29 protein-coding genes are annotated in these 26,004 nt (G+C 68.4%); 10 read left to right on the forward strand and 19 right to left on the reverse strand.

Translation table 11 applies throughout. From position 1 onward, the window contains the following. Positions 1–3 precede the first annotated feature (3 nt). Entirely contained in the window at positions 4–462 is a 459-nt protein-coding gene (locus D105_RS0101240) for a hypothetical protein (protein WP_018875992.1), read from the reverse strand. A gap of 148 nt (positions 463–610) precedes the next feature. Here D105_RS0101240 and D105_RS0101245 point away from each other — a divergent pair, with 148 nt between their 5' ends. From D105_RS0101245 to D105_RS0101255, 3 genes are read left to right on the forward strand one after another with little or no spacing between them, the layout of a single operon-like run. Then, positions 611–1,174 carry an RNA polymerase sigma factor gene (locus tag D105_RS0101245; RefSeq protein WP_018877238.1) on the forward strand — a complete coding sequence of 188 codons (564 nt, stop codon included), beginning with the start codon at positions 611–613 and terminating at the stop codon, positions 1,172–1,174. After that, positions 1,164–1,988: a hypothetical protein gene (locus D105_RS0101250; RefSeq protein WP_018877239.1), complete on the forward strand. Its 825-nt coding sequence runs from the start codon at positions 1,164–1,166 to the stop codon at positions 1,986–1,988. Before D105_RS0101245 ends, D105_RS0101250 begins: the two co-directional genes overlap by 11 nt. A gap of 22 nt (positions 1,989–2,010) precedes the next feature. Beyond that, complete coding sequence (locus tag D105_RS0101255; RefSeq protein WP_018865910.1) at positions 2,011–2,499, forward strand: DsrE family protein; 489 nt, start codon at positions 2,011–2,013, stop codon at positions 2,497–2,499. Positions 2,500–2,544: 45 nt separating this feature from the next. Here the strand turns inward: D105_RS0101255 and murU are convergent, their stop codons facing one another. Genes murU through D105_RS0101270 form a run of 3 tightly spaced genes read right to left on the reverse strand, consistent with a single transcriptional unit; the run spans position 2,545 to position 5,003 of the window. Then, a complete protein-coding gene (murU, locus tag D105_RS0101260) occupies positions 2,545–3,219 on the reverse strand; it encodes an N-acetylmuramate alpha-1-phosphate uridylyltransferase MurU (protein WP_018865909.1) in 675 nt (224 codons plus the stop codon). A 21-nt stretch (positions 3,220–3,240) separates the two neighbouring features. Beyond that, the gene (locus D105_RS0101265) at positions 3,241–4,236 is read right to left on the reverse strand and encodes an aminoglycoside phosphotransferase family protein (protein ID WP_018877240.1); all 996 of its coding nucleotides are present in this window, start codon (positions 4,234–4,236) and stop codon (positions 3,241–3,243) included. Next, positions 4,233–5,003 carry a phosphodiesterase gene (locus tag D105_RS0101270; RefSeq protein WP_018877241.1) on the reverse strand — a complete coding sequence of 257 codons (771 nt, stop codon included), beginning with the start codon at positions 5,001–5,003 and terminating at the stop codon, positions 4,233–4,235. Before D105_RS0101270 ends, D105_RS0101265 begins: the two co-directional genes overlap by 4 nt. A 161-nt stretch (positions 5,004–5,164) precedes the next feature. Between D105_RS0101270 and dksA the strand changes: the two genes are divergently transcribed. Then, positions 5,165–5,590: an RNA polymerase-binding protein DksA gene (gene dksA, locus D105_RS0101275; RefSeq protein ID WP_018865906.1), complete on the forward strand. Its 426-nt coding sequence runs from the start codon at positions 5,165–5,167 to the stop codon at positions 5,588–5,590. Between the two features lie 5 nt (positions 5,591–5,595). Here the strand turns inward: dksA and argA are convergent, their stop codons facing one another. The 3 genes from argA to D105_RS0101290 all read right to left on the reverse strand — a co-directional run bounded on the left by argA (position 5,596) and on the right by D105_RS0101290 (position 8,084). Further along, positions 5,596–6,963 carry an amino-acid N-acetyltransferase gene (gene argA, locus D105_RS0101280; protein ID WP_038032632.1) on the reverse strand — a complete coding sequence of 456 codons (1,368 nt, stop codon included), beginning with the start codon at positions 6,961–6,963 and terminating at the stop codon, positions 5,596–5,598. A 371-nt stretch (positions 6,964–7,334) separates the two neighbouring features. Continuing rightward, entirely contained in the window at positions 7,335–7,808 is a 474-nt protein-coding gene (locus D105_RS0101285) for a DUF192 domain-containing protein (protein ID WP_018865904.1), read from the reverse strand. A gap of 3 nt (positions 7,809–7,811) precedes the next feature. After that, positions 7,812–8,084 (reverse strand): heavy-metal-associated domain-containing protein, encoded by a 273-nt coding sequence (locus D105_RS0101290; protein WP_018865903.1) that lies wholly within the window; start codon positions 8,082–8,084, stop codon positions 7,812–7,814. A gap of 82 nt (positions 8,085–8,166) precedes the next feature. Here D105_RS0101290 and ilvD point away from each other — a divergent pair, with 82 nt between their 5' ends. Then, complete coding sequence (gene ilvD / locus D105_RS0101295) at positions 8,167–10,020, forward strand: dihydroxy-acid dehydratase (protein WP_018865902.1); 1,854 nt, start codon at positions 8,167–8,169, stop codon at positions 10,018–10,020. Positions 10,021–10,105: 85 nt separating this feature from the next. After that, positions 10,106–10,777 carry a DNA repair protein RadC gene (gene radC / locus D105_RS0101300; protein ID WP_018877243.1) on the forward strand — a complete coding sequence of 224 codons (672 nt, stop codon included), beginning with the start codon at positions 10,106–10,108 and terminating at the stop codon, positions 10,775–10,777. Between the two features lie 27 nt (positions 10,778–10,804). Here the strand turns inward: radC and D105_RS0101305 are convergent, their stop codons facing one another. The 5 genes from D105_RS0101305 to D105_RS0101325 all read right to left on the reverse strand — a co-directional run bounded on the left by D105_RS0101305 (position 10,805) and on the right by D105_RS0101325 (position 14,924). Continuing rightward, entirely contained in the window at positions 10,805–11,383 is a 579-nt protein-coding gene (locus D105_RS0101305) for a glycine zipper domain-containing protein (RefSeq protein WP_018865900.1), read from the reverse strand. A 121-nt stretch (positions 11,384–11,504) separates the two neighbouring features. Further along, positions 11,505–12,686, reverse strand: coding sequence for an 8-amino-7-oxononanoate synthase (gene bioF / locus D105_RS0101310; RefSeq protein ID WP_018877244.1), 1,182 nt, complete (start codon positions 12,684–12,686; stop codon positions 11,505–11,507). Between the two features lie 10 nt (positions 12,687–12,696). Next, positions 12,697–13,449 carry a methyltransferase domain-containing protein gene (locus D105_RS0101315; protein ID WP_018877245.1) on the reverse strand — a complete coding sequence of 251 codons (753 nt, stop codon included), beginning with the start codon at positions 13,447–13,449 and terminating at the stop codon, positions 12,697–12,699. 24 nt (positions 13,450–13,473) lie between these two features. Continuing rightward, positions 13,474–14,469 carry a biotin synthase BioB gene (gene bioB / locus D105_RS0101320; protein ID WP_018865897.1) on the reverse strand — a complete coding sequence of 332 codons (996 nt, stop codon included), beginning with the start codon at positions 14,467–14,469 and terminating at the stop codon, positions 13,474–13,476. Then, the gene (locus tag D105_RS0101325; RefSeq protein ID WP_026279170.1) at positions 14,466–14,924 is read right to left on the reverse strand and encodes a hypothetical protein; all 459 of its coding nucleotides are present in this window, start codon (positions 14,922–14,924) and stop codon (positions 14,466–14,468) included. The genes bioB and D105_RS0101325 overlap by 4 nt, the downstream gene beginning before the upstream one ends. Positions 14,925–15,170: 246 nt before the next feature. Here D105_RS0101325 and D105_RS0101330 point away from each other — a divergent pair, with 246 nt between their 5' ends. Beyond that, positions 15,171–15,731: a ComF family protein gene (locus D105_RS0101330; protein WP_018876003.1), complete on the forward strand. Its 561-nt coding sequence runs from the start codon at positions 15,171–15,173 to the stop codon at positions 15,729–15,731. Positions 15,732–15,748: 17 nt separating this feature from the next. Here D105_RS0101330 and ubiA read toward each other — a convergent pair whose 3' ends face one another. The 7 genes from ubiA to D105_RS0101365 form a co-directional block, all read right to left on the reverse strand. Beyond that, on the reverse strand, positions 15,749–16,618 hold the full coding sequence (gene ubiA, locus D105_RS0101335) for a 4-hydroxybenzoate octaprenyltransferase (RefSeq protein ID WP_018865894.1): 870 nt from the start codon (positions 16,616–16,618) through the stop codon (positions 15,749–15,751). A 350-nt stretch (positions 16,619–16,968) separates the two neighbouring features. Next, positions 16,969–17,535: a peroxiredoxin gene (locus D105_RS0101340; RefSeq protein WP_018865893.1), complete on the reverse strand. Its 567-nt coding sequence runs from the start codon at positions 17,533–17,535 to the stop codon at positions 16,969–16,971. After that, positions 17,532–19,862: a protein-disulfide reductase DsbD gene (gene dsbD / locus D105_RS0101345; protein WP_018877246.1), complete on the reverse strand. Its 2,331-nt coding sequence runs from the start codon at positions 19,860–19,862 to the stop codon at positions 17,532–17,534. Before dsbD ends, D105_RS0101340 begins: the two co-directional genes overlap by 4 nt. Then, complete coding sequence (cutA, locus tag D105_RS0101350; protein ID WP_018865891.1) at positions 19,850–20,191, reverse strand: divalent-cation tolerance protein CutA; 342 nt, start codon at positions 20,189–20,191, stop codon at positions 19,850–19,852. Before cutA ends, dsbD begins: the two co-directional genes overlap by 13 nt. A gap of 3 nt (positions 20,192–20,194) precedes the next feature. Next, complete coding sequence (locus D105_RS0101355) at positions 20,195–20,992, reverse strand: efflux RND transporter periplasmic adaptor subunit (protein WP_018865890.1); 798 nt, start codon at positions 20,990–20,992, stop codon at positions 20,195–20,197. A 38-nt stretch (positions 20,993–21,030) separates the two neighbouring features. Then, positions 21,031–22,407, reverse strand: a complete 1,377-nt coding sequence (locus D105_RS0101360) for a TolC family protein (RefSeq protein WP_018877247.1) — start codon at positions 22,405–22,407, stop codon at positions 21,031–21,033. Positions 22,408–22,442: 35 nt separating this feature from the next. Then, positions 22,443–22,982 carry a thioredoxin family protein gene (locus D105_RS0101365; RefSeq protein WP_018865888.1) on the reverse strand — a complete coding sequence of 180 codons (540 nt, stop codon included), beginning with the start codon at positions 22,980–22,982 and terminating at the stop codon, positions 22,443–22,445. Positions 22,983–23,199: 217 nt separating this feature from the next. Between D105_RS0101365 and D105_RS0101370 the strand changes: the two genes are divergently transcribed. From D105_RS0101370 to groL, 3 genes are all read left to right on the forward strand, one after another. Continuing rightward, positions 23,200–23,682: an FxsA family protein gene (locus D105_RS0101370; protein ID WP_018865887.1), complete on the forward strand. Its 483-nt coding sequence runs from the start codon at positions 23,200–23,202 to the stop codon at positions 23,680–23,682. Between the two features lie 150 nt (positions 23,683–23,832). Beyond that, positions 23,833–24,123 carry a co-chaperone GroES gene (groES, locus tag D105_RS0101375; RefSeq protein WP_017942807.1) on the forward strand — a complete coding sequence of 97 codons (291 nt, stop codon included), beginning with the start codon at positions 23,833–23,835 and terminating at the stop codon, positions 24,121–24,123. Between the two features lie 50 nt (positions 24,124–24,173). Next, complete coding sequence (groL, locus tag D105_RS0101380; protein ID WP_018865886.1) at positions 24,174–25,838, forward strand: chaperonin GroEL; 1,665 nt, start codon at positions 24,174–24,176, stop codon at positions 25,836–25,838. The last annotated feature ends 166 nt before the right edge of the window (positions 25,839–26,004 follow it).

Below are 26,004 nucleotides of genomic sequence, written 5' to 3' on the forward strand. Positions count from 1 at the left end.
GATCTAGTCCTCGTCCCGGTCGTCGGTGTCCGGGGCCTCGTCGTAGAGGCTCTCCAGGAGATCACCCCAGATCTGTTCGTGGTGTTCGATGAAGGCCAGCAGGTGCTTGCGGAAGGCGAGGTAGTCGGCCTCGAAGGTCTCGAAATCGGCACCACCGTTCAGTAGCTTGGCGGCGCGGTCGGTCTGCTGCAGGCTGTCGCGCAGGTTGAGGCTGGCGGCCATCGCGCCCTTCACGCGTTCGCGCTCGTGCGGGATCCAGGCGCGGTCCGACAGCATGGAGCGCAGGTTCTCGCCCAGCTCCAGCAGGCGCTTGCGCAGACGCGGGACGGCCCCGATGGTGCCGGTCTTGAGTTCGCCCCAGACCGCGTCGGTGATCAGCCGTGACCAGCGCTCGCGCAGGTCCTGCACGGTATCGGGGTCGAACGCGAACGCGCGCTCCAGTTGTTGCGGATCGAATGGCATTGGGTATCCTGATCGACGGAATCGGGGATGCGCGATTTGTGCGGTCGCAAGGCCGGAGTATCGGAATAGCCCCGCGCCCGGTAGCGTCCTACAGGGTACAAGAACAAGCAAGGCCGCATGTACGGCCTGCGGATGGAGGAAACACAACATGGCAACCTGGTTCGCGCAGCGCAGGCTGCGCCAGAAGGTGTGCGACCTGCGGCCCCAGATGTACCGCATGGCCTTTGCGTGGTGTCACGATGCCGCGCTGGCGGATGATCTGGTGCAGGAGGCGATGATGAAGGCCCTGACCCGGCTGAAGTCGCTGCAGGACGAGAGCGCCCTGAAGGCGTGGGTGTTCCGGATCATGACCAACTGCTACCGGGACTGGGGGCGGCGGCAGAAGGACACGGTGGACGTGGACAGCATGGAGCTGCCCTGCGAGGACTGCCCGGAGCAGCAGACCGAACGCAACCGCATGGTGGCGGACGTTCACCGGGCGATGGCCGAACTGAGCACCGATCACCGGCAGGTGGTCGCGCTGGTGGACCTCGAAGGCTTTGCCTACTCCGAGGTCTCGGAGGTGCTGGATGTACCCATCGGCACCGTGATGAGTCGCCTGAGCCGGGCTCGGGCACAGTTGAAGAAGGTGCTGCTGGAGCAGCAGGCCGACACGGGGGAAGCGGCCGATACACCCTATCTCAAGGTAGTGAGGAATCGGCATGTCGAATGAACGACTGAGTGCAAGGAACCGCCCCAGCGAGGAGATCCTCAACGCCTTCGTGGATGGCGAGTTTTCTCCCGAGGATCGTCTCTACACCCTGAAGACGATTGCCTCCAGCGAGCACCTGAGCCGCGAAGTCTGCGACATGCACCAGCTCAAGGAGCTGGTGAACATGGCGTACGAGGATGTGCCGGCCGGTCGCACCGGGGCCCCCGGCGGGCGCTGCCGGTTGTCGCGCGGCGGTCGTTCGGCCTGGTTCCCTTCGGTCGCCGCCGGGGTGCTCGCGCTGGTCGTGGGTTCGCTGGGCGGCTACGAGATCACCCGGGATGCCGGTTTCTTCGGCGGCGAGCCGTCGGCCGCGATCGATCAGGACGCCGGGGCCATGGCGCAGATGGCCGCCAGCGATGACGTCGCGGGCGGCGCGGCGGCGCCACAGCAGGTGTTTTCCGCCACCGAGACCGACCAGATCCTGCTGCATATCAATGAAGCCGATCGCCGCGCGATGGCGGAGCTCCTGGATGACATCGAGAGCATGTACCGCGAGGCGGCCGCCGTCGGGCGCGAGCTGAACGTGCAGGTCGTGGTGCACAACAATGCGATGGACCTGCTGCGTACCGACAGCGCCCCGTATCCGGAGCGGGTTGCCAGCATGGCGCAGGATTACCCCACGCTGCGCTTCACCGCCTGTGCCCAGACCCTGAACCGCCTGGCGCGCGAGGAGGGCAAGACGGTCGACATCCTGCCGCAGGCCGAGCTGATCGATTCCGGCGTCGCCGAGGCGGCCCGCCGTCAGGCCGAGGGCTGGATCTACATCAAGGTCTGATCCGGCCTTGCCGGCACCCCGCATGTCGCCCGCGAACCGCACAAGACGCCCCGGCTGGTTTCTGGCCGGGGCGTTTCTGTTGATGCTGATCGCGGGCGGCGCGACGGCATTGTTGTTTGGCACGGTCGCCGACGCCCCGGCCGCCGATGAGCCGCTCCGGGTGGTTTATCACATCAATTCCGATGACCCGGAGCTCCACCTGAATGCCCTGCGTAATCTGCAGAATCACATCGATGGCAGCCCTGATGGCTCACCGCTGGAGATCAAGGTGCTGATGCATGGCAGTGGCATCACCCTGCTGCAGCACGCGCGCAGCGATCCGGATCTGCGCAGTACGGTGAATACCCTGAAACTGCAGGATGTCCGTTTTCTGGTGTGCGGCAACACGATGGCCTCGCGCGGGCTGGAGCGCGAGGATCTGCACGAGGTGGCGGAGCAGGATGTGGTGCCCAGCGGCATCGTGGAACTGACCCGGTTGCAGCGCGCCGGGTATACCTACATCAAGCCCTGATCGGGGCGATGGCGCGGGTGCCGTTCACTTCGTGACGGCGGGCGCTCAGCGTTTCCCCAGCTCGGCGTCCAGTGCCGCCAGGCGCTCCGGGGTACCGATGTCGCGCCAGTCTCCGGTGTGGTGCTCCCCGGTGATGCGGCCGGCGGCGATGGCCGGGCGCATCAGGGGGCCGAGCGCATGGCGGCCGGGCGGCAGATCGCGGAAAAGGGCCGGGTCGTACCAGCCGATGCCGCTGAAGGTCAGGGCCTCGCCGTCGTCGAGTCCGATCTGTGCGTCCTTCAGGGTGAAGTCGCCCCGCGGGTGATGCTCCGGGTTGTCCACCAGCACAAGGTGCGCGAGGGGCCGGTTGGTGGACCGGCGCAGGGTCTCCGGCGGGGTCAGCGGATGGTCGCACCAGACATCGCCGTTGACGACCAGGAACGGCGCGTCGCCCAGCAGCGGCAGCGCCTTGCGGATGCCGCCCGCGGTCTCCAGGGCCCCCTCGGGCTCTGGTGAGTAGTGGATCGCCAGACCGGCGTGCTGCGCGCCCAGCGTCGTGCGGATCTGCTCGCCCAGGTGCGCCAGGTTGATCACCACCTCGCGGTAGCCCGCGGCCGCCAGGCGGTCCAGGGTGTAGGTGATCAGTGGGCGCCCGCCGACTGGCAGCAGGGGTTTCGGGCAGTGGTCGGTCAGCGGGCGCATGCGTTCGCCGCGGCCGGCGGCCAGGATCATCGCGCGCATGGATCCGTGTGTCCCCATGGTCTAGTTGTCCTGCAAGCGTTCGGGCATGTCGGTACGGAACCAGGCAGCGACCGGCCCCAGCTCCGGATGCATCAGCCCCTGCGCCAGCAAGCGGTGCAGGCGGGGCAGGTGCTCCAGGTAGCGGGGCTTGGCATCGCGCCGCGCGAGGCGCACGAAGATCCCGAGGATCTTGGTGGTGCGCTGGACGCCGAGGACCCGGTAGTGGTGCATGAATGCCGCGCGGTCCCAGGATGCAGCCGCGAGGTAGCGCTCCAGGCCCTGCGCCACGGTGTCCGGCGACACCTCGCGGCGGGCATCCTCCAGCAGCGAGACGACATCGTAGGCCGGGCTGCCGATGACTGCGTCCTGAAAATCCAGCACGGCGCAGGCCCGGTCCTCGCCGGGGGGCAGCATCAGGTTGTCGACGTGGAAATCGCGCAGGACCAGGGTCCCGTCCAGGCTCGGGCGCCCGTCCAGCGCCGATCGCCAGGCCTGCAGGAAGGCGTCGCGCCGGGCCGTCGCCAGCGGCGCTCCCCGCTGTTCCGGCCAGTACCAGTCGACAAACAGGGCGACCTCGTCGAGCAGACGCGGCATGTCGTAGGCGGGCAGGGCCGGGGCCGTCGCGGCCCTGGCCGGCCAGGCGCTGTGGAGCTGGAGCAGGGTGTCGATGGCGCGGTCGTACAGCGGGCCTTCTGCGGACCCCTCGGCCAGTGCCCGGGTAAAGGTCCGGTCACCCAGATCCTCGAGCAGGACGAATCCGGCTGCCGGGTCGTGCGTCAGCACGCGCGGCGGGCGCAGACCCAGCGACTCCAGCAGCCCCGCGATCTGCACGAACGGTTCGGTGGCCTCGCGCTCCGGCGGGGCGTCCATCAGCACCACCGGCTCGCCATCGCGGTGCAGGCGGAAATAACGGCGGAAACTGGCATCCGCACGCAACAGGGCAAGGTCCGTGAAATCGCCTGGCTGGCGCGCGAGCCAGGCCTGGAGCTGATGGCTGCGGGCGTCATCCGAGATCATGTGCGAGCCTCCTCGCTCACGCGCTGGATGCGGGTGTCGATCCGCCCGTCCGGGTGCAGGTCCAGCACCCGATAGCCGGCGGCCTCGGTATCCAGCGCGAAGCGTTCGGATTCGGGGGCGAACTGGATACAGGTGGAGGGGCAGCCGAGCAGCTCGATGCCCTGGCGTTTGCCGCGGAAGTCCTGGTGGATGTGGCCGAACAGGCAGGCGCGCACACGCGGGTGGCGATCCAGCACCGCGAACAGGTCGTCCGGATTGGTCAGGCCGATCCGGTCCATCCATGCGCTGCCAATCGGGACGACCGGGTGATGGATGGCGATCAAGCCCCAGTGCTCCGGATGGCTGGTCAGTAACTGATCCAGTCGTTCCAGCTCGGCGGGTTCGATACGGCCGGTCGCCTGGCCCGCGACCGCCGAATTGACGCCGATCAGGAGCCAGTCGCCCTGTATGCGGTGGCCGTCCAGGGGGTACCCGGCCGTGTCGAACGCGCGGTGCAGGGTGTGCCAGTCGTCGTGATTGCCGGCCAGTCCGGCGACGGGCCAGCCCTTTACGTGCTGGTCGAGTAGGCCCAGCAGACGCGCGTAGGCGGCCGGCGTGGGATCCTCGGCCAGGTCGCCGGTCAGCCAGAGCAGGTCCGGCCGGTCCTCGTTCCGGGCCAGTGCCTCGAGGACCCGTGCGAGCTGGCGGTCGCTGTCGGGGTAGCCGGCCCGGATCGGGCCTGGCTCCCGGCCCAGGTGGGTGTCGCTGATCTGGAGGATGCGCTGCATGCGGGCTGTGTCGGTGTCCGTGGTTCCAGGGATGTGCATCGGGGCGGGTTTTTCTGTTTGCCGCCCGACGGGGGGATTGCCCTATACTCGATCGGGTGTACCGCGTATCGCGCCGGGGCCTTTCCGCATGGGGCGGAAAGGGGCCTGGCGAGGGGCCCGAGATGAGCCAAGATGCCAAGACCCGCCCGGATTCCGGGTACCGCCCGTCCGAGGACGAACCCTACATGAATCCGCGTCAGCTGGACTACTTTCGCGCCAAGCTCGAGGCCTGGCGTGCCGAGCTGATCGAGGAATCGGAACAGACTCTGGAGCACCTGCGCAGCGAGAGCTGGCAGGAGCCCGATCCCAACGACCGGGCGAGCCACGAAACGGATGCCGGCCTGGAGCTGCGCACGCGGGATCGCTACCGCAAGCTGCTGAACAAGATCGACGCGGCGCTGGCGCGCATCGACCGCGGCGAATACGGCTACTGCGAGGAGACCGGCGAGCCGATCGGGATTGCCCGACTGGAGGCGCGGCCCATCGCCACCCTGAGCGTTGCCGCCCAGGAGGCCCACGAGCGCGACGAGGCCCGCTACGCGCAATAGCGCGGCTAGTCTTCCGCCAGACTGCGGGTGAAGACCCGCGAGTTGCGCGCCTGGTTGTACCGGGTCTGGCGGCTCGCGGGGAGGTCATCCACCTGGCCCGGGGTGTAGCCACGCTCCTGGAACCACTGCGCGGTGCGCGTAGTCAGCACGAACACCCGCCGGATCCCCTGCTCCCGCGCCAGCTGTTCCATCGCCTGCAGCAGGCGGTCGCCGCGGCCGCTGCCGCGGTAGTCGCCGTGAAGGGCCAGGCAGGCGATCTCCGCCGCATCCGCCTCGAACGGATACAGCGCGGCCGTGCCAATGATCAGGCCGTCCGCCTCCAGCACCTGAAAGCGGTCGATCTCCAGCTCCAGGTGTTCACGCGCGCGGTGCACCAGGATGCCTTCGGCCTCCAACGGTTCCAGCAGCGCGTGGATGCCGCCCACGTCGTCGAGCGTGGCCGGGCGCAGGCGTTCCAGCGGCTCGCGCGAGACCAGGGTCCCGATCCCCTGACGGGTGAAGAGTTCGGTCAGCAGCCCGCCGTCGTCGTGCCGATCCACCAGGTGCACCCGCATCGCGCGCTGGTGGCAGGCATCGATCGCGCTCCTCAAATGGTTCGCCAGTTCCTCCGGCAGGTCGGGGCTGGTCTCCAGCAACTCCTGCGCGGCCGGCACGGTGAGCTGGTCGAGCACGCCGTGTTCCGGGTCACGCAGCACGCCGGCCTCGGTCAGGAAGATCAGCTTGTCGGCATTCAGTGCGATCGCCACCTGGGTGGCGACGTCTTCCCCGGAGAGATTGAAGACCTCGCCGGTGGGGGAGTAGCCCAGCGGTGACACCAGGGCGACCTGCTCGCGCTCCAGCAAGGCCGCGAGCGCGTTGGTATCCACCCCGCGGACCTCGCCGGTGTAATGGAAGTCCACCCCGTCGCGCACACCCAGCGGGCGGGCGGTCACGAAATTGCCGCTGGCCACGCGCAGCCGCGCGTTCCCGGTGCCGGGTTGGCCCAGGCTGCGGGACAACAGCCCCTCGATCTGCAGGCGCAGCCGGCCGACCGCGTCCAGCACGGCCTCCAGCGCCGGGGCATCGGTTACGCGCAGCCCGTTGGCGTACGCCGGCGTCAGCCCGCGCTCGGTCATGCGGGCCTCGATCTGCGGGCGCGCGCCATAGACCAGCACCACCCGGATGCCGAGGGCATTGAGCTTGGCGATGTCGCGCATCAGCGCCGGAAACTCCGGCGCCAGGGCCGCCTCGCCCGCCAGCGCGATCACCATGGTGCGTCCGCGGTGGGCCGCGATATAGGGCACGGCATCGCGGAACCACGCGAGTTCCCCGGGCTGCGGGGCTCGGCGCAAGGGTGCGCCGGGGCGGGCGGATGGGTGGGGCGTGGTGGTCACGTGCGCGTCCGTTTCCTGAGGATGTCCTGAGCCGACAGTCTAGGGAAACACGGATCAATGTACACACTCGCGTTGGCACCCCAGGTTTTCCGAGGCAAGGCGCGGTGCGCAGCCGGTAGTGGTTCTACCGGCAAGGGCCGCAACGCAGGATCGGGGAACCTGGGGTGCCAACCCCGAAGGGGCTCGGCCGCTTTTGCATGCCCACGGCGTTGCGGCTCCCTTGTGCAGAACGACTGCACGGCAGTCACCGCGCCTTGTTCGCACGCAAAAGCGACTCGAGCGCGAGCGTGTACATTGATCCGTGTTTCCCTAGTGAAAACACGGATCAATTTGCGCGTCGGCAGCCCGGGCCGCGTTGTGCTGGAAAGGTGTCAGTCGTTCCCGCCGACGATTCGCTCCAGGTCGGGTACGCGATCGCCGGCCGCGACGCCGTGCCGCTCGAACCAGCCGGCATTGACCTCCAGCGCGTAGCGCACGGGGCGTTTCGCCTCATGGATGCGGGTGGAGTGGGGTGTCATGGATGCGATGTTGGTGATGGTGAAATCGGCATCGATAAAGGCCACATCCAGCGGGATGCGGGTGTTATGCATCCACATGCCGTACTGCGCCGGACGCGGCCATATGAACAGCATGCCGTGGTCGTCCGGCAGGTGGTCGCGGTGCATCAGGCCGATCCGGCGGGCGCGGTCCGTCGCGGCGATCTCGACGGTAAGGGTCTGTTCACCGATGTCCAGGTCGGCCGTCGGGAGCCCGTTTTCGGCCTGCGCGCACCCCGCGCCAAAGCCGACGAACAGGATCAGCCAGGCCAGCCCGGCCCAGGCCCGGCCCGGCGATCGGAGTGGCACGGCCTAATCGCCGCTCATGCGCCCCACAGCGCAGCTGGCGAAGGACTTGGCCTTGGCACTGGTGGAACGCCAGCCGGAGACCGATCCCACCTCGGGGTAGCCCATGCTGGCGAGCTTGGCGGCGACCGCTTCGCGGGCGCTGTCCGGGGCCTGGACCTCGACGGCGCCGCCTTCCACGTCGACCTCGGCCTCAGTGACGCCTTCGACCTGCAGCAGGCCCTTGCGGATGGAGCTGGCGCAGCCGCCGCACTTGATGTTCTCGACCTCGATTTTCATTGCCGGGACCTCGGGATACTGGGGTTTGTACGACTCATTATGTACGATTCCGCTTCTGCGTAAACGTTCACGAGACCCGACCATGCCCGCCTATCGCTCCCGCACCACCACCCACGGCCGCAACATGGCCGGTGCCCGCGCCCTGTGGCGCGCCACCGGCATGAAGGATGGCGACTTCGGCAAGCCGATCATCGCCATTGCCAACTCCTTCACCCAGTTCGTGCCCGGGCACGTGCACCTGAAGGATCTGGGCCAGCTGGTCGCCGGCGAGGTGGAGAAGGCCGGTGGTGTGGCCAAGGAGTTCAACACCATTGCGGTGGATGACGGCATCGCGATGGGTCACGGCGGGATGCTCTATTCGCTGCCCTCGCGCGAGATCATCGCCGACTCGGTCGAGTACATGGTCAATGCCCACTGCGCCGACGCGCTGGTGTGCATCTCCAACTGCGACAAGATCACCCCCGGGATGCTGATGGCCGCGATGCGCCTGAACATCCCGGTGGTGTTCGTCTCCGGCGGCCCGATGGAGGCCGGCAAGGTGCAGGCCCCGGGTAGCGACAAGGTCATCCATCTGGACCTGGTGGACGCGATGGTCAAGGCCGCCGACTCCAGCGCCAGCGACGAGGAGGTGGAGTCCATCGAGCGCTCCGCCTGCCCGACCTGCGGCTCCTGCTCCGGCATGTTCACCGCCAACTCGATGAACTGCCTGACCGAGGCCCTGGGCCTGTCGCTGCCGGGCAACGGCTCGCTGCTGGCCACCCATGCCGGCCGCAAGTCGCTGTTCGAACAGGCCGGCCGGCGCGTGGTCGAGCTTGCGAAGCGCTATTACGAGCAGGACGACGCATCCGTGCTGCCGCGTTCGATCGCCACCTTCGAGGCCTTCGAGAATGCGATGAGCCTGGACATCGCCATGGGCGGCTCCACCAACACCGTGCTCCATCTGCTGGCGGCCGCGCGCGAGGGCGAGGTCGACTTCACCATGGCGGACATCGACCGCCTGTCGCGCAAGGTCCCGAACCTGTGCAAGGTGGCCCCGGCCACCCAGCTCTACCACATGGAGGACGTGCATCGCGCCGGTGGCGTGGTCGGCATCCTCGCCGAGCTGGATCGCGGCGGGCTGATCCACCGCGACATCCCGACGGTCCACGCCGACACCATGGGCCAGGCCCTGGAACAGTGGGACGTGATGCGCCACGCCGCCGAATCCGAGACTCTGTACAAGGCCGCGCCGGGCGGCGTGCCCACCCAAGTCGCGTTCAGCCAGGACAAGACCTGGGACAGCCTGGATATCGACCGCGAGAACGGCTGTATCCGCGATATCGAACATGCCTACTCGACCGACGGCGGCCTGGCCGTGCTCTACGGCAACATGGCCCCGGACGGCTGCATCGTGAAGACCGCGGGGGTCGACGAGAGCATCCTGAAGTTCTCCGGCCCCGCGCGGGTGTTCGAGAGCCAGGACGCGGCCGTCGAGGCAATCCTCGGCGACCGCATCCAGGCGGGTGACGTCGTGATCATCCGCTACGAGGGCCCGAAGGGCGGCCCCGGCATGCAGGAGATGCTCTACCCGACCTCGTATCTGAAGTCCAAGGGGCTGGGCAAGGAATGCGCGCTGATCACCGACGGGCGCTTCTCCGGCGGCACCTCCGGGCTGTCCATCGGGCACGTCTCGCCGGAGGCCGCGCAGGGCGGCGCGATCGGCCTGATCGAGGAGGGCGACACCATCGTGATCGACATCCCCGGGCGCGAGATCCGCATCGACGTCGACGACGCCATCCTGGCGGCCCGGCGCGAGGCGATGGAGGCCCGCGGCGCGAAGGCCTGGAAGCCCGAGTCGCGGACCCGTCCGGTCACCCAGGCCCTGCGCGCCTACGCCCTGATGACGACCTCCGCCGCCTTCGGCGCGGTGCGCGACATCTCCCGCTTCGAGGACTGACCGAGGGCAACAGGCGGGCTTGCAGGATGTCTTGAGCGGCGCCCTGGACCGAAAAACCAAACGACCGAACCACAGGGAGGTGGGGATGGCGATTACCGACTGGCCCGCGGCCGAACGCCCGCGGGAGAAGCTGATCGAGCGCGGCGCGGCCGCGCTTTCCGATGCGGAGCTGCTGGCGATCTTTCTGCGCACCGGCGTGGCCGGCAAGAGCGCGGTCGATGTCGCCCGCGATTTGCTTAACCGTTTCGGCGGGCTGCGGCCGCTGCTGCAGGCCGATCAGGCGGGGTTCTGCGCGGCGCCGGGGCTGGGCGATGCCAAGTACGCCCAGCTCCAGGCGGTACTCGAGATGGGGCGGCGGCACCTGGCCGCCGACCTGGAGCGTGGCGATGCACTGACCTCGCCAACCGCGACCCGCCAGTTCCTCGCGGCGCGCCTGCGCGACTATCCCTTCGAGGTCTTTGCGGTCCTGTTCCTGGACAACCGCCACCGGGTGATCGCCTTCGAGGAGCTCTTTCGCGGCACCATCGACGGTGCCTCCGTACACCCGCGCGAGGTGGTGCGGCGTGCCCTGCGGCACAACGCGGCGGCGGTGATCCTGGCGCACAACCACCCCTCGGGCGTGGCCGAGCCGTCGCGCTCGGATGTCGCCATCACCCGCCGCCTGGCCGATGCCCTTGGGCTCGTGGACGTCCGGGTCCTCGATCATGTGATCGTCGCCGACGAGAGCGTGTCCCTGGCCGAGCGCGGCGAGTTGTAGCGCCTTGTCCCTGGCTGGCCCCGCCGGTCAGCCGCGGATCTCCCAGTGCCCGGGCTCCGACGGACAGGCGGTGCCGGTGTGACGCTGGCCGTCGATGGTCATCTCGAAGTCGCGGCAGCCACTGTCGCGGTTGCGGCGCGGGGTCAGCTGTACCGGCTGGTCATGGGCATTGCGCCAGTGCACGGTCTGGCCGGTCTCGGCCAGTTCCAGGGCGTGTCCCATGCAGGCCTGGTCGTTGCGATCCATCTGGCGGCCGATCATGCCGCCCAGCACCGCGCCGCCGGCCGCGCCAATCAGGATCGCGACCGGGTCGCCATCGCCAACCCGATGGCCGATCACAGCCCCCGCGCCGCCACCGATCGCGGCCCCGATCGCGTCGCGGTTGCAGCGCCCGTCCATCACGCCGTAATCCCGCTCCCAGCGGTCATAACTGTGACCGTGGTAGCCGTGATAGCCCGGGTCGTTCTGCGCGCGCCAGCCGTGGGCCGGTGCCCAGGGCGGTGGCGAGGCCAGGGTATCGGCGGCAAATCCGAACAGCAGTGCGGCGGCCAGTACCTTCAGGTGCGCGGGCAGGCCGCGACGGGATTGGGTGCGTTTCCGTGCCATGGTCCGTCTCCTTTTGATCGGATACGGGCCCAGCTTGGCGTTGTTTCGCTGAACGGTTGTTTAACGTGGCGGGGTGTTTTGCGGAAGCGTGAACGGCTGCGTGTCGGGACTGTGCGCGGTTTCACGTGGTGGTGGCGGCGAGCGCGTGCTCCAGCGCCCGTAGCAGCGTATCCACTTGAGACTCGGTGTGGCTGGCGGACAGCGTGATGCGCAGCCGCGCCTGGCCCTCGGGGACCGTCGGCGGGCGGATGGCCGGGACCAGGAAGCCGGCGGCCAGCAGTCTCTCGGCTACGGCACTGGCGCGGCGGGCGTCACCGATGTGGACCGGCTGGATCGGGGTCAGGGGCGGCGGGTGCTGCAGGCCGAGCCGGTCCAGGCCTTCCCCCAGGCGTTGCAGCAGGCCCTGCAGGTGCGCACGGCGATCCTCGGCGGCCTCGGCAATGCGCACGGAGGCGAGCGTGGCGGCGGCCAGGGCGGCCGGCATCGCGGTGGTGTAGATGTAGGGGCGCGCGGTCTGGATCAGGGCCTCGATCAGGGCCTTGGAGCCGGCGACGAAGGCCCCGGCGGTGCCGAAGCCCTTGCCCAGCGTGCCCATCAGGATCGGCACCTCGTCCGCGCCGAGGCCGTGGTGTTGGCAGCTGCCGCCACCGGTCGCGCCCAGCACCGACAGGCCGTGGGCGTCATCCACCATCAGCCAGGCATCGAACTCGCGCGCCAGCGCGGCCAGCTCCGGCAGGGGTGCGATATCCCCGTCCATGGAGAACACCCCGTCGGTGACGATCAGCCGATGCCCGCGATCGGGAGCTCGCTCCAGGCGATCGCGCAGGTGCCCGGGATCGGCATGACGATAGCGCTGGCTGCGCGCGCCGGCCAGGCGCACGGCATCGATCAGCGAGGCATGGTTCCAGCGGTCCTCGAATACCGTGTCGTGGCGGCCGGCCAGCGTCTGTACCAGCGCCAGGTTGGCCATGTAGCCGGTCGAGAACAGCAGCGCGCGCGCGCGCCCGGTGAAGCGCGCCAGCGCCTGCTCCAGTTCCACATGGGCGCGGGTGTGGCCGTTGATCAGGTGGGCGGCCCCGGCCCCGACCCCGTAGCGGTCGAGGGCCTCGCGGGCGGCGGCGGCGACGGCCGGATCGGCCGCCAGACCCAGGTAGTCGTTGGAGCAAAAGGCGACGATAGATTTACCGTCGATGACCTGCTCCGGCTGCTGCGGCCCGTCCAGCGTGCGCAGACGGCGCCAGCGACCGTCCGTGCGCACGCGGTCGAGGCGGGCCTGCAGAAAGGCCTGCAGCGACTCGCTCATGGTGAATCGCTCACGGCCGCAGCCCGGCGCGCAGGAAGATCGGCCAGTGCACGCGGGCGGTGATGTCCGTATTCGGCCACAGCGCGCGCAGGGCCGGCTCCAGTGCGGCCAGTGGATCCTGCCCGACGGCCTGCGCGCGGCGGATGGCCGACCAGGTGCCGAGGTAGCCGAGCAGGGTGTCGCGGTCCCAGTCGCGGTCGATCCGAAACTCGGGCGTTTCGATCTCCGGCCAGGGGAACGGCAGGTCGCTGTAGTGGCTGCGGATGTGGCTGCGCTCTTCCGGCCACCAGGGCGCCAGGGTGGTGTCGTGGAAGTCGGTCAGCAGGCGGTCCAGCGCCGGGTCCTCGGCGCGCAGGATGCCGTAGCCCCAGATCGCCAGCAGGCCGCCCGGGCGCAGGACGCGTGCAACCTCGTGATGGAAGTCGGCATGGCGGAACCAGTGCGCGGCCTGGGCGACACAGGCGAGATCTATCGAGGCGTCGGCCAGCGCGCAGGCCTCGGCGGCGCAGGCGATGCGGTCGATGCCGGTGGTCGCCGGCAGGGCGGCCAGCAGGGCCGGGGCGGCATCCGTCGCCACGACCTGCGGGAAGTGCGGCTGCAGGCCCTGCGCGGCCTGGCCGTTGCCGCTGGCGCAGTCCCAGGCCCGTTCGTGGCGCGGGGTGTGCGCGGCCAGCCAGTCAAACAGCTCGGCGGGGTAGTCCGGACGGTGGCGGGCATAGTCCCCCGCCACGGCGGAAAAATGATCGGGGAATCCGCCGCCCACTGTTGTGCCCTCCGCTCGTCTGGCTCAGGCCGATGCGGAGGCGGGCCGATCCGATTCCGCAGGGGCCTCTGGTCCGGTCTCCGGGCGCAGGCCCAGGCGTTCGAACAGCGCGAGGTCGTGATTCTCGCCGGGGTTCGGCGTGGTCAGCAGGGTGTCGCCGTAGAACAGCGAGTTGGCGCCGGCCAGGAAGCACAGGGCCTGCATCTCGTCGGACATCTCGGTGCGCCCGGCGGAGAGGCGCACGTAGGAGGCCGGCATCAGGATGCGGGTCGCGGCGATGGTGCGCACGAACTCCAGCGGGTCGAGGTCCTCGATCCCGTGCAGCGGCGTGCCCTCGACCTGGATCAGCTGGTTGATCGGGACCGATTCCGGGTGCTTCGGCAGGTTGGCCATCTGCTGCAGCAGGCGCGCGCGGTCGCGCCGCGACTCGCCCATGCCGAGGATGCCGCCGCAACAGACGTTCATGCCGGCCTCGCGCACATGCTCCAGGGTCTCCAGGCGGTCCTCGTAGGTGCGCGTGGAGATGATGTGCCCGTAGAACTCCGGCGAGGTGTCGAGGTTGTGGTTGTAGTAGTCCAGCCCCGCCTCGGACAGGCGTTTCGCCTGCTCGGCCTTCAGCATGCCGAGGGTCATGCAGGTCTCCAGCCCCTCGTCCTTGACGGCGCGCACCATCTCGATCACGCGCTCCAGGTTCTTGTCGGTGGGGTTGCGCCAGGCGGCCCCCATGCAGAAGCGGGTCGCGCCCTGGGCGCGGGCATTGCGCGCGGCCTCGAGCACTTCCTCCAGCGGCAGCAGGCGCTCGCGCTCCAGCTCCACGTCGTGGTGCGCGCTCTGCGGGCAGTAGGCGCAGTCCTCCGGGCAGGCCCCGGTCTTGATCGACAGCAGCGTGCTCACCTGCACCGCATTGGGGTCGAAGTGCTCCCGATGCACCGTCTGCGCGCGAAAGATCAGGTCGTTCAGCGGCAGGTCGAGCAGGGCCTCGACCTCGTCGGTATTCCAGTCGTGGCGGGGTGTGCTCATAGGTGGTGGTCCTCGTCGGATTCGGCGGGGATCTCGACATCCGCCCAGGGCTCGCGGTAGATGGTGAACAGCGCGTAGATCGTCCAGGGCAGCAGGATGGCCGCGGCGATCGCCCAGTAGGCGCGGTAGTAGTCGAGATCCGGGGGGAAGAAGGTGGCGACCACGATCAGCGCGCCCATCAGGGCGTAGTAGCGGTACGCGGCCCACTGGGTGTGATGGCCGACGCGCGGATCGGGGTGGTGTTTGTTCAGGGCGTAGACCAGCATGGAGCCGCCGAACCACAGGACCAGCGGGACGATCCCCATGATCGCGGCGATGATGAAACCGACCCCGACGCCCTCGCTGCTGACCACGAACAGCGGGATGCCGGCGATCGACACGCTGATCAGGTTGCCGATGTCGAACATCGACGCGGCGCGCCGAGAGCTGCGCCCGGAGACGGTCCTGGTGGCCATGGTCTACCCTGCATGCAAAACGCAGAGCATACCATCATGCCCCTGACCCCTTCATCGCAACCGGGCCCTGTGCATGCCGTGGCCGCGCGCTGGACGGCCTGGTCCGCTGCCTGCGCCGAGTGGCTGGCGGAGGCCCTGTACCCGTCCCATTGCGGCCTGTGCCTGGCGCCCGGACCGGCGGTCTGCACGGGCTGCCGGGGCGATCTGCCACCACTGGAGCGCCCGTGTCCCACCTGTGCGCTCCCCTTGCCGACGGCCGGGGTGTGCCCGGCCTGCGTGCGCCAGCCCCCGGCGCTGGACGCGCTGCACGCCGGATGGGCCTATGCCTGGCCGCTGGACCAGTTGATCCTCGCCTACAAGCATGGCGGCAATGTTCGGGCCGAGCGGGCCCTGGCGGCGCTGGCGGGCCATGTCGCCCGGGTGGCCTTTGACGGTGGCGGCCAGGGACGTCGGTCCTCGCCCGATACGGTGCTGCCGGTGCCGCTGCACGGGCGGCGGCTGCGCGAGCGCGGTTTCAATCAGTCGGATGTCCTGGCCCGGCGCGTGGCGGCGGAATTGGGGGCGGCGCTGGAGACCCGGGCGTTGCGGCGCATTCGGGCCACCGCGTCGCAACAGGCGCTGGGCCGCAAGGCCCGCCGGAGCAATGTGAAGGGGGCCTTTGCCTGGCGCGGCGAGGATCTCGCGGGGCGGCATGTGCTGCTGGTGGATGATGTGGCCACCACCGGGGCGACGCTGTCGGCGCTGGCCGGCGTGCTGCGGCGGGCGGGTGCCGAGCGGGTGGAGGGGCTGGTACTGGCGCGTGCCTGAGCCGCCCAGGGGGCGCGTCAGGCGCCGAGGTGATGGTCGGCGATCATCGCTAGCAGGACCACGGCGCCCAGGTAGTGGTTGTTCTTGAAGGCCCGCAGGCAGTCGGCAGGCTCGCGCTCGAAGATCAGGAACTGCTGGTAGAACATCAGCATCGCCACGATCACCAGCCCGGCCGTGTAGTAGCCCCCGAACCCGGCGTGCTGGCCGACCAGGTAGAGCCCGTACCAGACCAGGACCTGCAGCCCGGCGGTGATCAGGCGGTCCAGCTCGCCGAAGGCGATCGCGGTGGACTTCACGCCGATCTTCAGATCGTCCTCGCGATCCACCATGCCGTAGAAGGTGTCGTACACCACGGTCCAGGCCAGAACCGTCACGAACAGCAGCCAGGCGACGGGCGGTGGATGCTCGCCGGTGACCGCGGTGAAAGCCATTGGCACGGCCCAGGCAAAGGCCGCGCCCAGATGGACCTGCGGGAAGTGGTGGAAGCGCTTGGAGAACGGATAGGTGCCGGCCAGCGCAACGGCCACCAGGGAATACAGGATGGTCAGCACATTGGTGAACAGCACCAGCACGAAGGCGACCACGCTGAGCGCCACGAAGGTGCCCAGGGCCTCGCGCGGGGTGATCGTGCCGATCGCCAGCGGACGGTCGCGGGTACGGGCCACGTGGGCGTCGAAGTCACGGTCGGCGTAGTCGTTGATCGCGCAGCCGGCCGAGCGCATCAGGACCACGCCGGCGGTGAAGATGAAGATCAGATAGGCGGGCGGCCAGCCGTCGGCCGCTACCCACAGGGCCCAGAAGGTGGGCCACAGTAGCAGGTAGATGCCCACCGGGCGATCCAGTCGGATCAGGCGGGCGAGTTCCCACAGGCGTTCGCGCTCGGTCATGGCGGCTTAGGGAGACACTGATTGGATTGCACGCTCGCGCTCGAGTCGCTTTTGCGTGCGAACAAGGCACGGTGACTGCCGTGCAGTCATTCTGCACAAGGGAACCGTAACGCCGTTCCCACGCAAAAGCGGCCGAGCCCCTTCGTGAAATAAATTGTGGGGGTGGCACCCCCTGTTCCCCGATCCTGCGTTGCGGCCCTTGCCGGTAGAACCACTACCGGCTGCGCACCGCGCCTTGTCTCGAGAAACAGGGGGTACCAACGCGAGCGTGCAATCCAATCAGTGTCTCCCTAACTTACCAGCCTTGTGGCGCAAGGGCGCCGGGCGCGCCACTCCGGCACTTGGGGATGCTACAGGTGCGCCTCCAGCCACCCGTCCAGGTCTTCCGGTTCCACCTCGCCGCGATGGGTGTCGAGGATGGTGCCATCGCGGGCGATCAGCACGGTGTAGGGCAGGGCGCCAATGCGGTTGCCGTATTCGCGGCCCACGGCGACCGCCTCGTCCTGACCGATCAGGACCGGGAATTCGATCCCGAAGTCGTCCACGAAGTGCTGGGTGGCTGTCTGTTCGTCCACCGCCACCGCGACGATGGTGAAGCCGTCGTCCCGGTGCGCCTCGTAGGTGTCCTGGAACAGCGGCATTTCCTTCTTGCAGGGCGGACACCAGGTGGCCCAGAAGTTCAGCACGATCAGGTCGCCGTCCCATTCGCTGAGCTGGCGTTCGTCCCCCGCGAGATCGGGCAGGGTGAAGTCGATGCGCTGGTTACCCGAGGCCTCCTCGGCTGCGACCTCGGGGGCCGCGTCGGTGGTGGCGCCAGCGGTATCCATCTCCGGTTCCGGATCGCCGCAGGCGGCCAGCATGAAGGCGCCGGCCGTGGCGAGTGCCAGCCCGGGGAGCGCGTGCGTGTGATGCCTCATGGTGTCACCCCGATGGCGCTTTCCACATGCGCCAGGAAACGGTCGGCATTCAGGTACCCGACGTTGCGGTAGTTGCGCAGTTCATTGCCGTCAGCGTCCCAGAAGATCATGGCCGGGGGCCCGAACAGGTTGAACTCGCGCATCAGGTTGCGGTGCTCCGAGGTGTTGTCGGTGACATCGGCCTTGAGCAGGTGCACGTCCGCCATCGCGTTGATGACGCGCTGGTCCTGGAAGGTGGTGCGGTCCAGGCGCACGCAGTCCACGCACCAGTCGGCGTAGAAGTCCAGAAACACCGGCTGGTTATTGCCCTGTGCCTGCTCCAGCTCGCGTTCGAGATCTTCGAGGCTGTCGATGTAGGTGAACTGCATCTCCGTCGGCCCGGCCTGTTCGCCGCTGGCGGTCACCGCGGGCTGATTGAGCGTGGCCAGCGGGCGGAAGATGTCCTTGCCGCCGGTGGCCGCGCCCAGCATCAGCAGCACGCCGTAGATCAGGAGCACCACGCCCAGGCCTTTCCACAGGGTGTGCCAGCCGGAGGTGCCCTCCGGCAGGGTCTTGAGTGCACCCATATAGACCGCGGTCACGATCAGCAGGATGGCCCACAGGAACATCGCGATCTCGCCCGGGATGACCCGTTCGAGCAGCCAGATGCCGATGGCCAGCAGGCCGACCCCGAAGGCCGCCTTGATGGTGTCCATCCACGGGCCGGCCTTCGGCAGCAGGCGTCCGGCGGAGGTGCCGATGGCCAGCAGCGGGGCGCCCATGCCCATGCTCAGCGAGAACAGGGCGATACCGCCCAGCACCGCGTCACCGGTGTGGCTGATATAGAGCAGGGCCCCGATCAGCGGCGCGGTCACGCAGGGGCCGACGATCAGGGCGGAGAGAAAGCCCATGATCCCGGCGCCGACGTAGGTGCCGCCTTCCTGCTTGTTGCTGATCTGCGACAGCTTGCTCTGTACCCCGGCCGGCATCTGCAGGTCGTAGAAGCCGAACATCGACATCGCCAGCGCGATGAAGATGGCGACGAAGGTGCCGATGATCCAGGGGTTCTGGAACGCGGCCTGCAGGTTGGCACCCGCCAGGCCCGCGAACACCCCGGCCACGGTGTAGGTCACCGCCATCGCCAGCACGAACACCAGCGAGATCAGGAACGCCTTGCGCGTGGTCAGGTTCTTCTGCCCGATGATGATGTTCGACAGGATCGGGATCATCGGGAACACGCAGGGCGTGAACGTCAGCAGCAGCCCGAAGCCGAAGAACGCCAGCGCCACCAGCCAGATCTGGCCGTCGGCCAGCTGGGCCGCGATGCGGTCCTGCTGGGTGACGGGCGCGGCGGCCTCGTCGTCCTCGCGCGGCTCGTCGCCGGTCTCCGGCAGGGCATCGGTGTCGGCCTCGGCGGCCAGGTCGGAGGCGAAGGTGACCGACACCTCCTGGGTCAGCGGCGGGTAGCACACGCCGGCGTCGGCGCAGCCCTGGTAATCGATCGCCAGGGTGATGTCGGCGACGTCGTCCGCGTCACGCAGCACCGGGACGAGGATCTCGACCTGGTCGCGAAACACCTGGCTCTCGCCGAAGAATTCGTCTTCCTGCAGCTCGCCGTCCGGCGGGTTGACCGGGCCCAGTTCGATGCCGTCGCCCTCGGCGATGCGCACATCCAGCTGTTCGCGGTAGAGGTAGTAGCCCTCGGCGATATCGAAGCGCAGGATCACCGCGTTCTGGCTGATGGCCTCCAGCGATGCGGCGAAGGCCTTTTCCGGTTCCAGCAGGTCATCGGCGGCGCCCAGATCACCGGACAGTTCGCCAAGGTCGCCCAGCGCGCTGCGTTCCTCCGCGGGCTCGTCGCGGGGTTCTTCGTCCGCGTCGGCCTCGCCGTTCCCGCCCGGCAGGCCGGGCAGCTCGATGGAGACGGTCTGGAAATGCGGCGGATAGCACACGCCGAGATCCGCGCAGCCCTGCGAGCGCGCGGTCAGTTCGATGGTTGTGCTCTCGGCCGCCACGATCGGCAGCTCGACCTGCACCTGGCCACGATAGGTCTCGACCCGGCCGAAGAACTCGTCTTCCTTGACCTCGCCGTCCGGGATCCGGGCTTCGCCCAGTTCGAGTCCGTCGCTCTCCGGCGTGAACTCGAATTGCTCGCGGTACATGTAGTACTCGTCCGCGATGTCCCAGGTGAGGCGCACAGTGTCGGCGTCGATCGCCTCGGCACTGAGGGCAAAGGCGTCGTCCGGGTCCAGCAGGTCGTCCTCGAAGACGGCCTGGGCCAGGGCGGGCAGCAGCGTCAGGGCGAGGAGCAGGCTCGCCAGCCAGGTGCGCGGGTTCAGGAGGTGCATTGTGTAATCCAGTCCAGGTAATCGGGCAGCCCGTGTTCGATCGGCAGGGCGATGATCTCGGGTGTCTCGTAGGGGTGTTGGTCCGCCAGGCGCGTCTGGAGTTCGTCCAGACGTGCGGGCGAGGTCTTGATCAGTAGAGTGACTTCCGCGTCGCTCTCGATATTCCCTTTCCACAGGTAGACCGAGCGTCCGGGCGGCAGGATGTGCACGCAGGCCGCCAGGCCCTGTTCCACCAGGGTGCCGGCCAGGGTCTCGGCCGCGGCCGTGTCATCCAGGGTGGTGATCACCAGCCAGGCGCGGGCTTCGGTGGCTTGCCGGGTGGTACTCATGGTTCAGGAATCCCGTTCGATGCGCGCCGTCTGGCCCGGCCGCAGCGGCACACCGTCCGCCGGGGAGAACTCGACCTCGACGCGGTAGCCGCGTTCGGGCTCCTCGCCGGTCGGCTCCCAGCCCACACGCGCGATGGTGCCGGGCAGGCGCTGGTCGCCGACTACGACCGTAACCTCGGTCCCGGGTTCCAGGGTCGTGGCCGTGTCGGCCGGGACGGTCGCCGTGGCACGCATCGGGTCGGTGGTGCCGAGGATCGCGAGCACCGGCGGCAGCAGGGCCGGGTTCACGTACTGGCCGGGGTTGGCCTCGACGCGCACCAGGCGCCCGCTGGCCGGGGCGCGGATGGTGGCGTCGTCAAGATCGGCGCGGATGCGGTCACGCTGGGCGCGGGCCTCGGCCAGGCGCGCGGCGACCGTCGCGTAGTCGATGCGGGCCAGTTCCAGCTCGCGCGCGGCGATCAGGGTCTGGTCGTAGAGGTCCTCGGCCTTGTCGCGTTCGCGTTCGGCCTCGTCCAGTTCCATCTGCAGGCGCTCCAGCGTGGCCCGGGCGGCCCGCAGGTCGGCATCGGTGCGTCGAGTGTCCAGGCGGAACAGCACGGCATCGGCTTCGACCTGATCGCCGGCGCGGGCCTCGATCGACTCGATGCGGCCGGCAACCGGGGCGGTGATGCGGTAGCGCTCGCCCCAGTCGAGCTGGGCCGCGAAGCCGTCCTCGGCCAGCAAGGGCGCAGGGGTGACGGCGAGCAGGGCCAGCAGGCTGGCCGTGGTCAGCAGGGATGGGCTCGTGAATACGCGGGACATGGGCAGTTCTCCCGTCCGGTCGCCAGTGGGCCGGCGGCTCAAGGGGTTTCCTGGGTGGCGCGGAACGGGCTCAACTCGTCACGGCCGCTTAGCAGGGCCAGGCGCTCGTAGGCCAGGGCCAGTTGGTATTCGGTGCTGGCATTGAAATGCGCCGCGGCGCTTTGCTGCACCATCGAGTCGCCCAGATCGGCCTGGTCCTCGATGTCGTAGAGGTAGCGCGCGCGGTCGATGTAGAGCTCGCGGTAGTCCATGCGCCAGGCGGCCTCGTCGCGCTGGGTGCGCAGGGCGCGGATCTCGTCGTGCAGTTCGCGCAGGCGGTTGCGGGCCTCGATGCGTGCCTGGCCCAGTTCGGCCTCGGCGCGGTGACGGGCGGCGACGGCCTGGCCGACGCGGCTGTCGTGGCGACGGCCTTCGTACAGCGGGATCTCCAGCACCAGGCCGGCGGCGAACGGGTTGCGGTCTCCGCCGCCGAGGTCGCGGTTCCACCAGCCGGATTCGGCCTCCGCATACAGGCGCGGACGGCGCTGGGCGCGCGAGGCGGCCACCTCGCGGCTGGCGGCCTCGACCTGGCGGCGTTCGGCCAGCAGGCGCGGGCTGGTGTTGTCGAGCTCGGCCAGCAGGGTGTCCAGATCCGGCAGTTCCGGCAGGTCCAGCGGCAGCATGGGAGCGAGCACGGTGCGCACACGCCGGTCCGGGCGGTTCAGGGCCTCGGCCAGGGCGGCGCGGGTGCGGGCCTGGTTCTGCAGGGCGCGGGTGCGCTGAACGCGCAGGGTCTGATATTCGGATTCAAGGCGAAAGACCTCGATATCCGACACCTGACCGCGCTGGTTGCGCTCCTCGGCGCGTTCCTTGGAGACGTAGGCCGCGGCCATTGCCTCGGTGTCGCGGGCAAAGGCCAGATCGGCCAGCAGCACATCGAAGTAGCGCTCGAGGACGTGGATGCGGTGGCGGGCGTGGGCCAGTTCCTCGTGCTGGCGGGCGGCAACCAGACGCTGCTCGCTGGCCGATTCGCGCGCGTGGGACTGGCCGAAGTCGCTCAGCAGCTTGCGCGCCACGATGGCGGCGCGTGAGTCGTTGCGGCTGCGGTCCTCGATCTGGTCGTTGGGTTCGATCCAGCGGGCCTCGAGCCGGGCGTTTACGCTGACGTCGCGTTCGGCACGGGTCGCTTCCAGCTCCGCGCGGGCCTGCTCGCGGTCAGCGCGTGCTGCGCGCACCCGTGGGTGCAGGGCGTCGACGCGTTCCAGTGCGTCACCGACCCGCATGGGGTTGGGCAAGGGCCCGGCATCGGCCGCGCCGACGCTGTCCTGTGCCATTGCCGCTCCGGCCAGCGGCCACAGGAGCAGGCCGGCCAGCAGCAGGCGGGCCAGTCGGCGCCGGTGGTGGGGGCCGGACGAGCGGGGGTGCATCGGCGACATCAGGCGTCGATCCTCGCGGGTTGAGCGGATGGGGCTCAGCGGCCGTCTTGTTCGCGCTTGAAGCGCGTGAAGTTCTGGTCCTTGTAATGCCCCTCGGCTACGAACTCGCCCAGCTGGAGGAACTCGCGGACGTCGCGCGTGGCCCCGGTGAACCGGGCGATGGGTTCGCCCTCGAGGTTGAAGAACTGGAACACGGGCGTGGCGCGCACCCGGTAGTCACGGGTGGCCCAGTCCATTTGGGTCTTGGTCTCGCCCTCGAAGGTGACGATCTCGATGGCGCCCTCGACGTCGACGCTGAATACGAGAAAGTGCTCGCTGAAGTATTCCTGAACCTCGGGCTGGTTCAGCACCTGGTTCTTCATGCGGTGGCAGAACGGGCAGTCGGCCATCTCGAAGAAGATCAGGATGCCCTTCTTGCCGGCCGCGCGCGCCTCCTCCAGCTCCTCGGGGAACTCGCCGAAGGTCGGGTCGAAGAAGTGGTGTTCCGGATCGCGCGGGTCTTCCACGGCGGCGGTCGTCAGGGCCGGGACGAGGAAGGCCAGCAGGGCCAGCATCAGGATCGGTGTGCGCAGCATGGTTCGTTTGCTCTCCGGAATATCTCGTCAGGCGTATGCACCAAAGACGTGCGGAAGACTGGCTTAATTCCCTTCCCCTTGCAAGGACAAAACGGGTCGCGGCCAGCGCGTTCCGGTGTCAATGGTTTTTGGAGTATCCGCGTCGCACCGGGGTTCCAATCGACAGCACCCGGGGGGCATGTTCCAATAATCGGGCCTGATCTGCGGAACCCCCTCGATGCGCAACCCCCTCTTTCCCCTGTTTGTCTTTCTTGGTCTGGTACTGCTCGAGATCTTCGGCTTTGCCTGGGTGGGTGACGCCGTGGGCGCCCTGATGACGGTGGCGCTGGTGATTATCACGGCCGCGGCCGGGCTGCTGCTGTTCCGGTTGCAGGGTTTCTACCACTGGCGCCGTCTGCAGCAGAGCCTGGCGCGCGGGGAGGTGCCGGCGCGGGGTCTGGTCGAAGGCTGGCTGCTGATGAGCGCCGCCGTGTTGCTGTTGCTGCCGGGTTTTTTCACCGATGCCGCCGGCTTCGTGCTGTTGATCCCGCCGCTGCGGCGCTGGGCGGCGGACGGCATCCTGCGTCGCGGCATGGTCCGCGCACGTGGGGCTGGCCCTGGCGGCGCACAGGGCAGCGACACCATCGAGGGCGAGTTCCGCCGTCACGAGGACGGTGGCGAGCCGCCTGACGACCGGCTCGATCACGACGACCGTCGCTGATCTCCCCGCGGTCTCCGGATTTGTAACGCGCGCCCTTGACTCGCCTTTGTGTGCCCCTATTATTAGCACTCGTCAGGGGCGGGTGCTAACAGGGTGCCCGTCCGACACCCCAACTTTCCTGTTGCAGACACTTTATAAGGAGTTCGCACCATGAACCTGCGGCCTTTGCACGATCGAGTCATCGTGAAGCGTATGGAAGAAGAGCGCACCACCCCCGGCGGCATCGTGATCCCGGATTCCGCGGCCGAAAAGCCGATCCGCGGCGAGGTCCTGGCGGTGGGCAACGGCAAGATCCTGGATAACGGCGAGTCCCGTCCGCTGGACGTGAAGGCCGGTGACAAGGTCCTGTTCGGCAAGTACTCCGGCACCGAGGTCAAGGTCGAGGGCGAAGACGTCCTGGTGATGCGCGAAGACGACATCATGGCCGTCATCGAGGGCTGAGGCCCCGTCCCGCGTCCGTCTAACACGAATTTTCAGGAGTAGAACGAATCATGAGCGCTAAAGAAGTACGCTTTGGTACCGACGCCCGTACCCGCATGGCCAAGGGCGTGAACACCCTGGCCAACGCCGTGAAGGTCACCCTCGGTCCCAAGGGCCGCAACGTGGTACTGGACAAGGCCTTCGGCGCCCCGACCGTGACCAAGGACGGTGTGTCCGTGGCCAAGGAGATCGAACTGGAAGACAAGTTCGAGAACATGGGCGCGCAGCTGGTCAAGGAAGTCTCCTCGCAGACCTCCGACGCCGCCGGTGACGGCACCACCACCGCGACCGTGCTGGCCCAGTCCATCGTCCGCGAAGGCATGAAGGCGGTCACCGCCGGCATGAACCCGATGGACCTCAAGCGCGGTATCGACAAGGCCGTCAAGTCCGCGACCGAAGAGCTGAAGAAGCTGTCCAAGCCGTGCACCGAGCACAAGGCGATCGCGCAGGTCGGTTCGATCTCCGCGAACTCCGATACCGCCATCGGCGAGATCATTGCCGATGCGATGGACAAGGTCGGCAAGGAAGGCGTGATCACCGTCGAGGAAGGTTCCTCGCTGGAAAACGAGCTGGATGTCGTGGAAGGCATGCAGTTCGATCGCGGCTACCTGTCGCCCTACTTCATCAACAACCAGCAGAACATGAGCGCCGAGCTGGAGGATGCCTACATCCTGCTGTTCGACAAGAAGATCTCGAACATCCGTGATCTGCTGCCGATCCTGGAAGGCGTCGCCAAGGCCAACAAGCCGCTGCTGATCATCGCCGAGGACATCGAGGGCGAGGCCCTGGCCACGCTGGTGGTGAACTCCATGCGCGGCATCGTGAAGGTCGCCGCCGTGAAGGCCCCGGGCTTCGGCGATCGCCGCAAGGCCATGCTGCAGGACATCGCCGTGCTGACCGGTGGCCAGGTGATCTCGGAAGAGGTCGGCCTGTCGCTGGAGAAGACCACGGTGGAAGACCTGGGCCGCGCCAAGAAGGTGCAGGTGACCAAGGAAAACACCACGATCATCGACGGCATGGGCACCAACAAGGACATCAAGGGCCGTGTTGACCAGATCCGTGCGCAGATCGAGGAAGCGACCTCCGACTACGACAAGGAGAAGCTGCAGGAACGCGTGGCCAAGCTGGCCGGCGGTGTTGCGGTGATCAAGGTCGGTGCCGCCACCGAGGTCGAGATGAAAGAGAAGAAGGCCCGCGTCGAGGACGCCCTGCACGCCACGCGTGCGGCGGTGGAAGAAGGCGTGGTCCCCGGCGGTGGCGTGGCCCTGCTGCGTGCCTGCGCCGCGATCACCAAGCTCAAGGGCGACAACGAAGAGCAGACCGCGGGTATCAATATCTGCCGCCGTGCGATGGAAGAGCCGCTGCGCCAGATCGTCTACAACTCCGGTGACGAGCCGTCCGTGGTCCTGAACCAGGTCCTGGAAGGCAAGGGCAACTACGGCTACAACGCCGCCACTGGCGAGTTCGGCGACATGATCGACATGGGCATCCTGGATCCGACCAAGGTGACCCGTTCCGCACTGCAGAACGCCGCGTCCGTGGCAGCCCTGCTGATCACCACCGAGGCCATGATCGCCGACATCCCGAAGAAGGATGACGGTGGCGGCGCCGGTGGCGACGACATGGGCGGTATGGGTGGCATGGGCGGTATGGGAGGCATGGGCGGCATGATGTAAGCCGCGCCTTCTCCGTACATCGCCGATGTACCCGGGACCCCGCTTCGGCGGGGTCTTTTTGTCTGGCGAGACGATCGGCCCCAGTGTGGTCTCGTGGGTCGGCGCCGCGTCAGGGAACCCTTAATGCGACTGTGTGTCCCTTGAGATACGCGGGATCCCCGCAGGG

The organism is Thioalkalivibrio sp. ALE28, assembly GCF_000377425.1.
Lineage (GTDB): Bacteria > Pseudomonadota > Gammaproteobacteria > Ectothiorhodospirales > Ectothiorhodospiraceae > Thioalkalivibrio.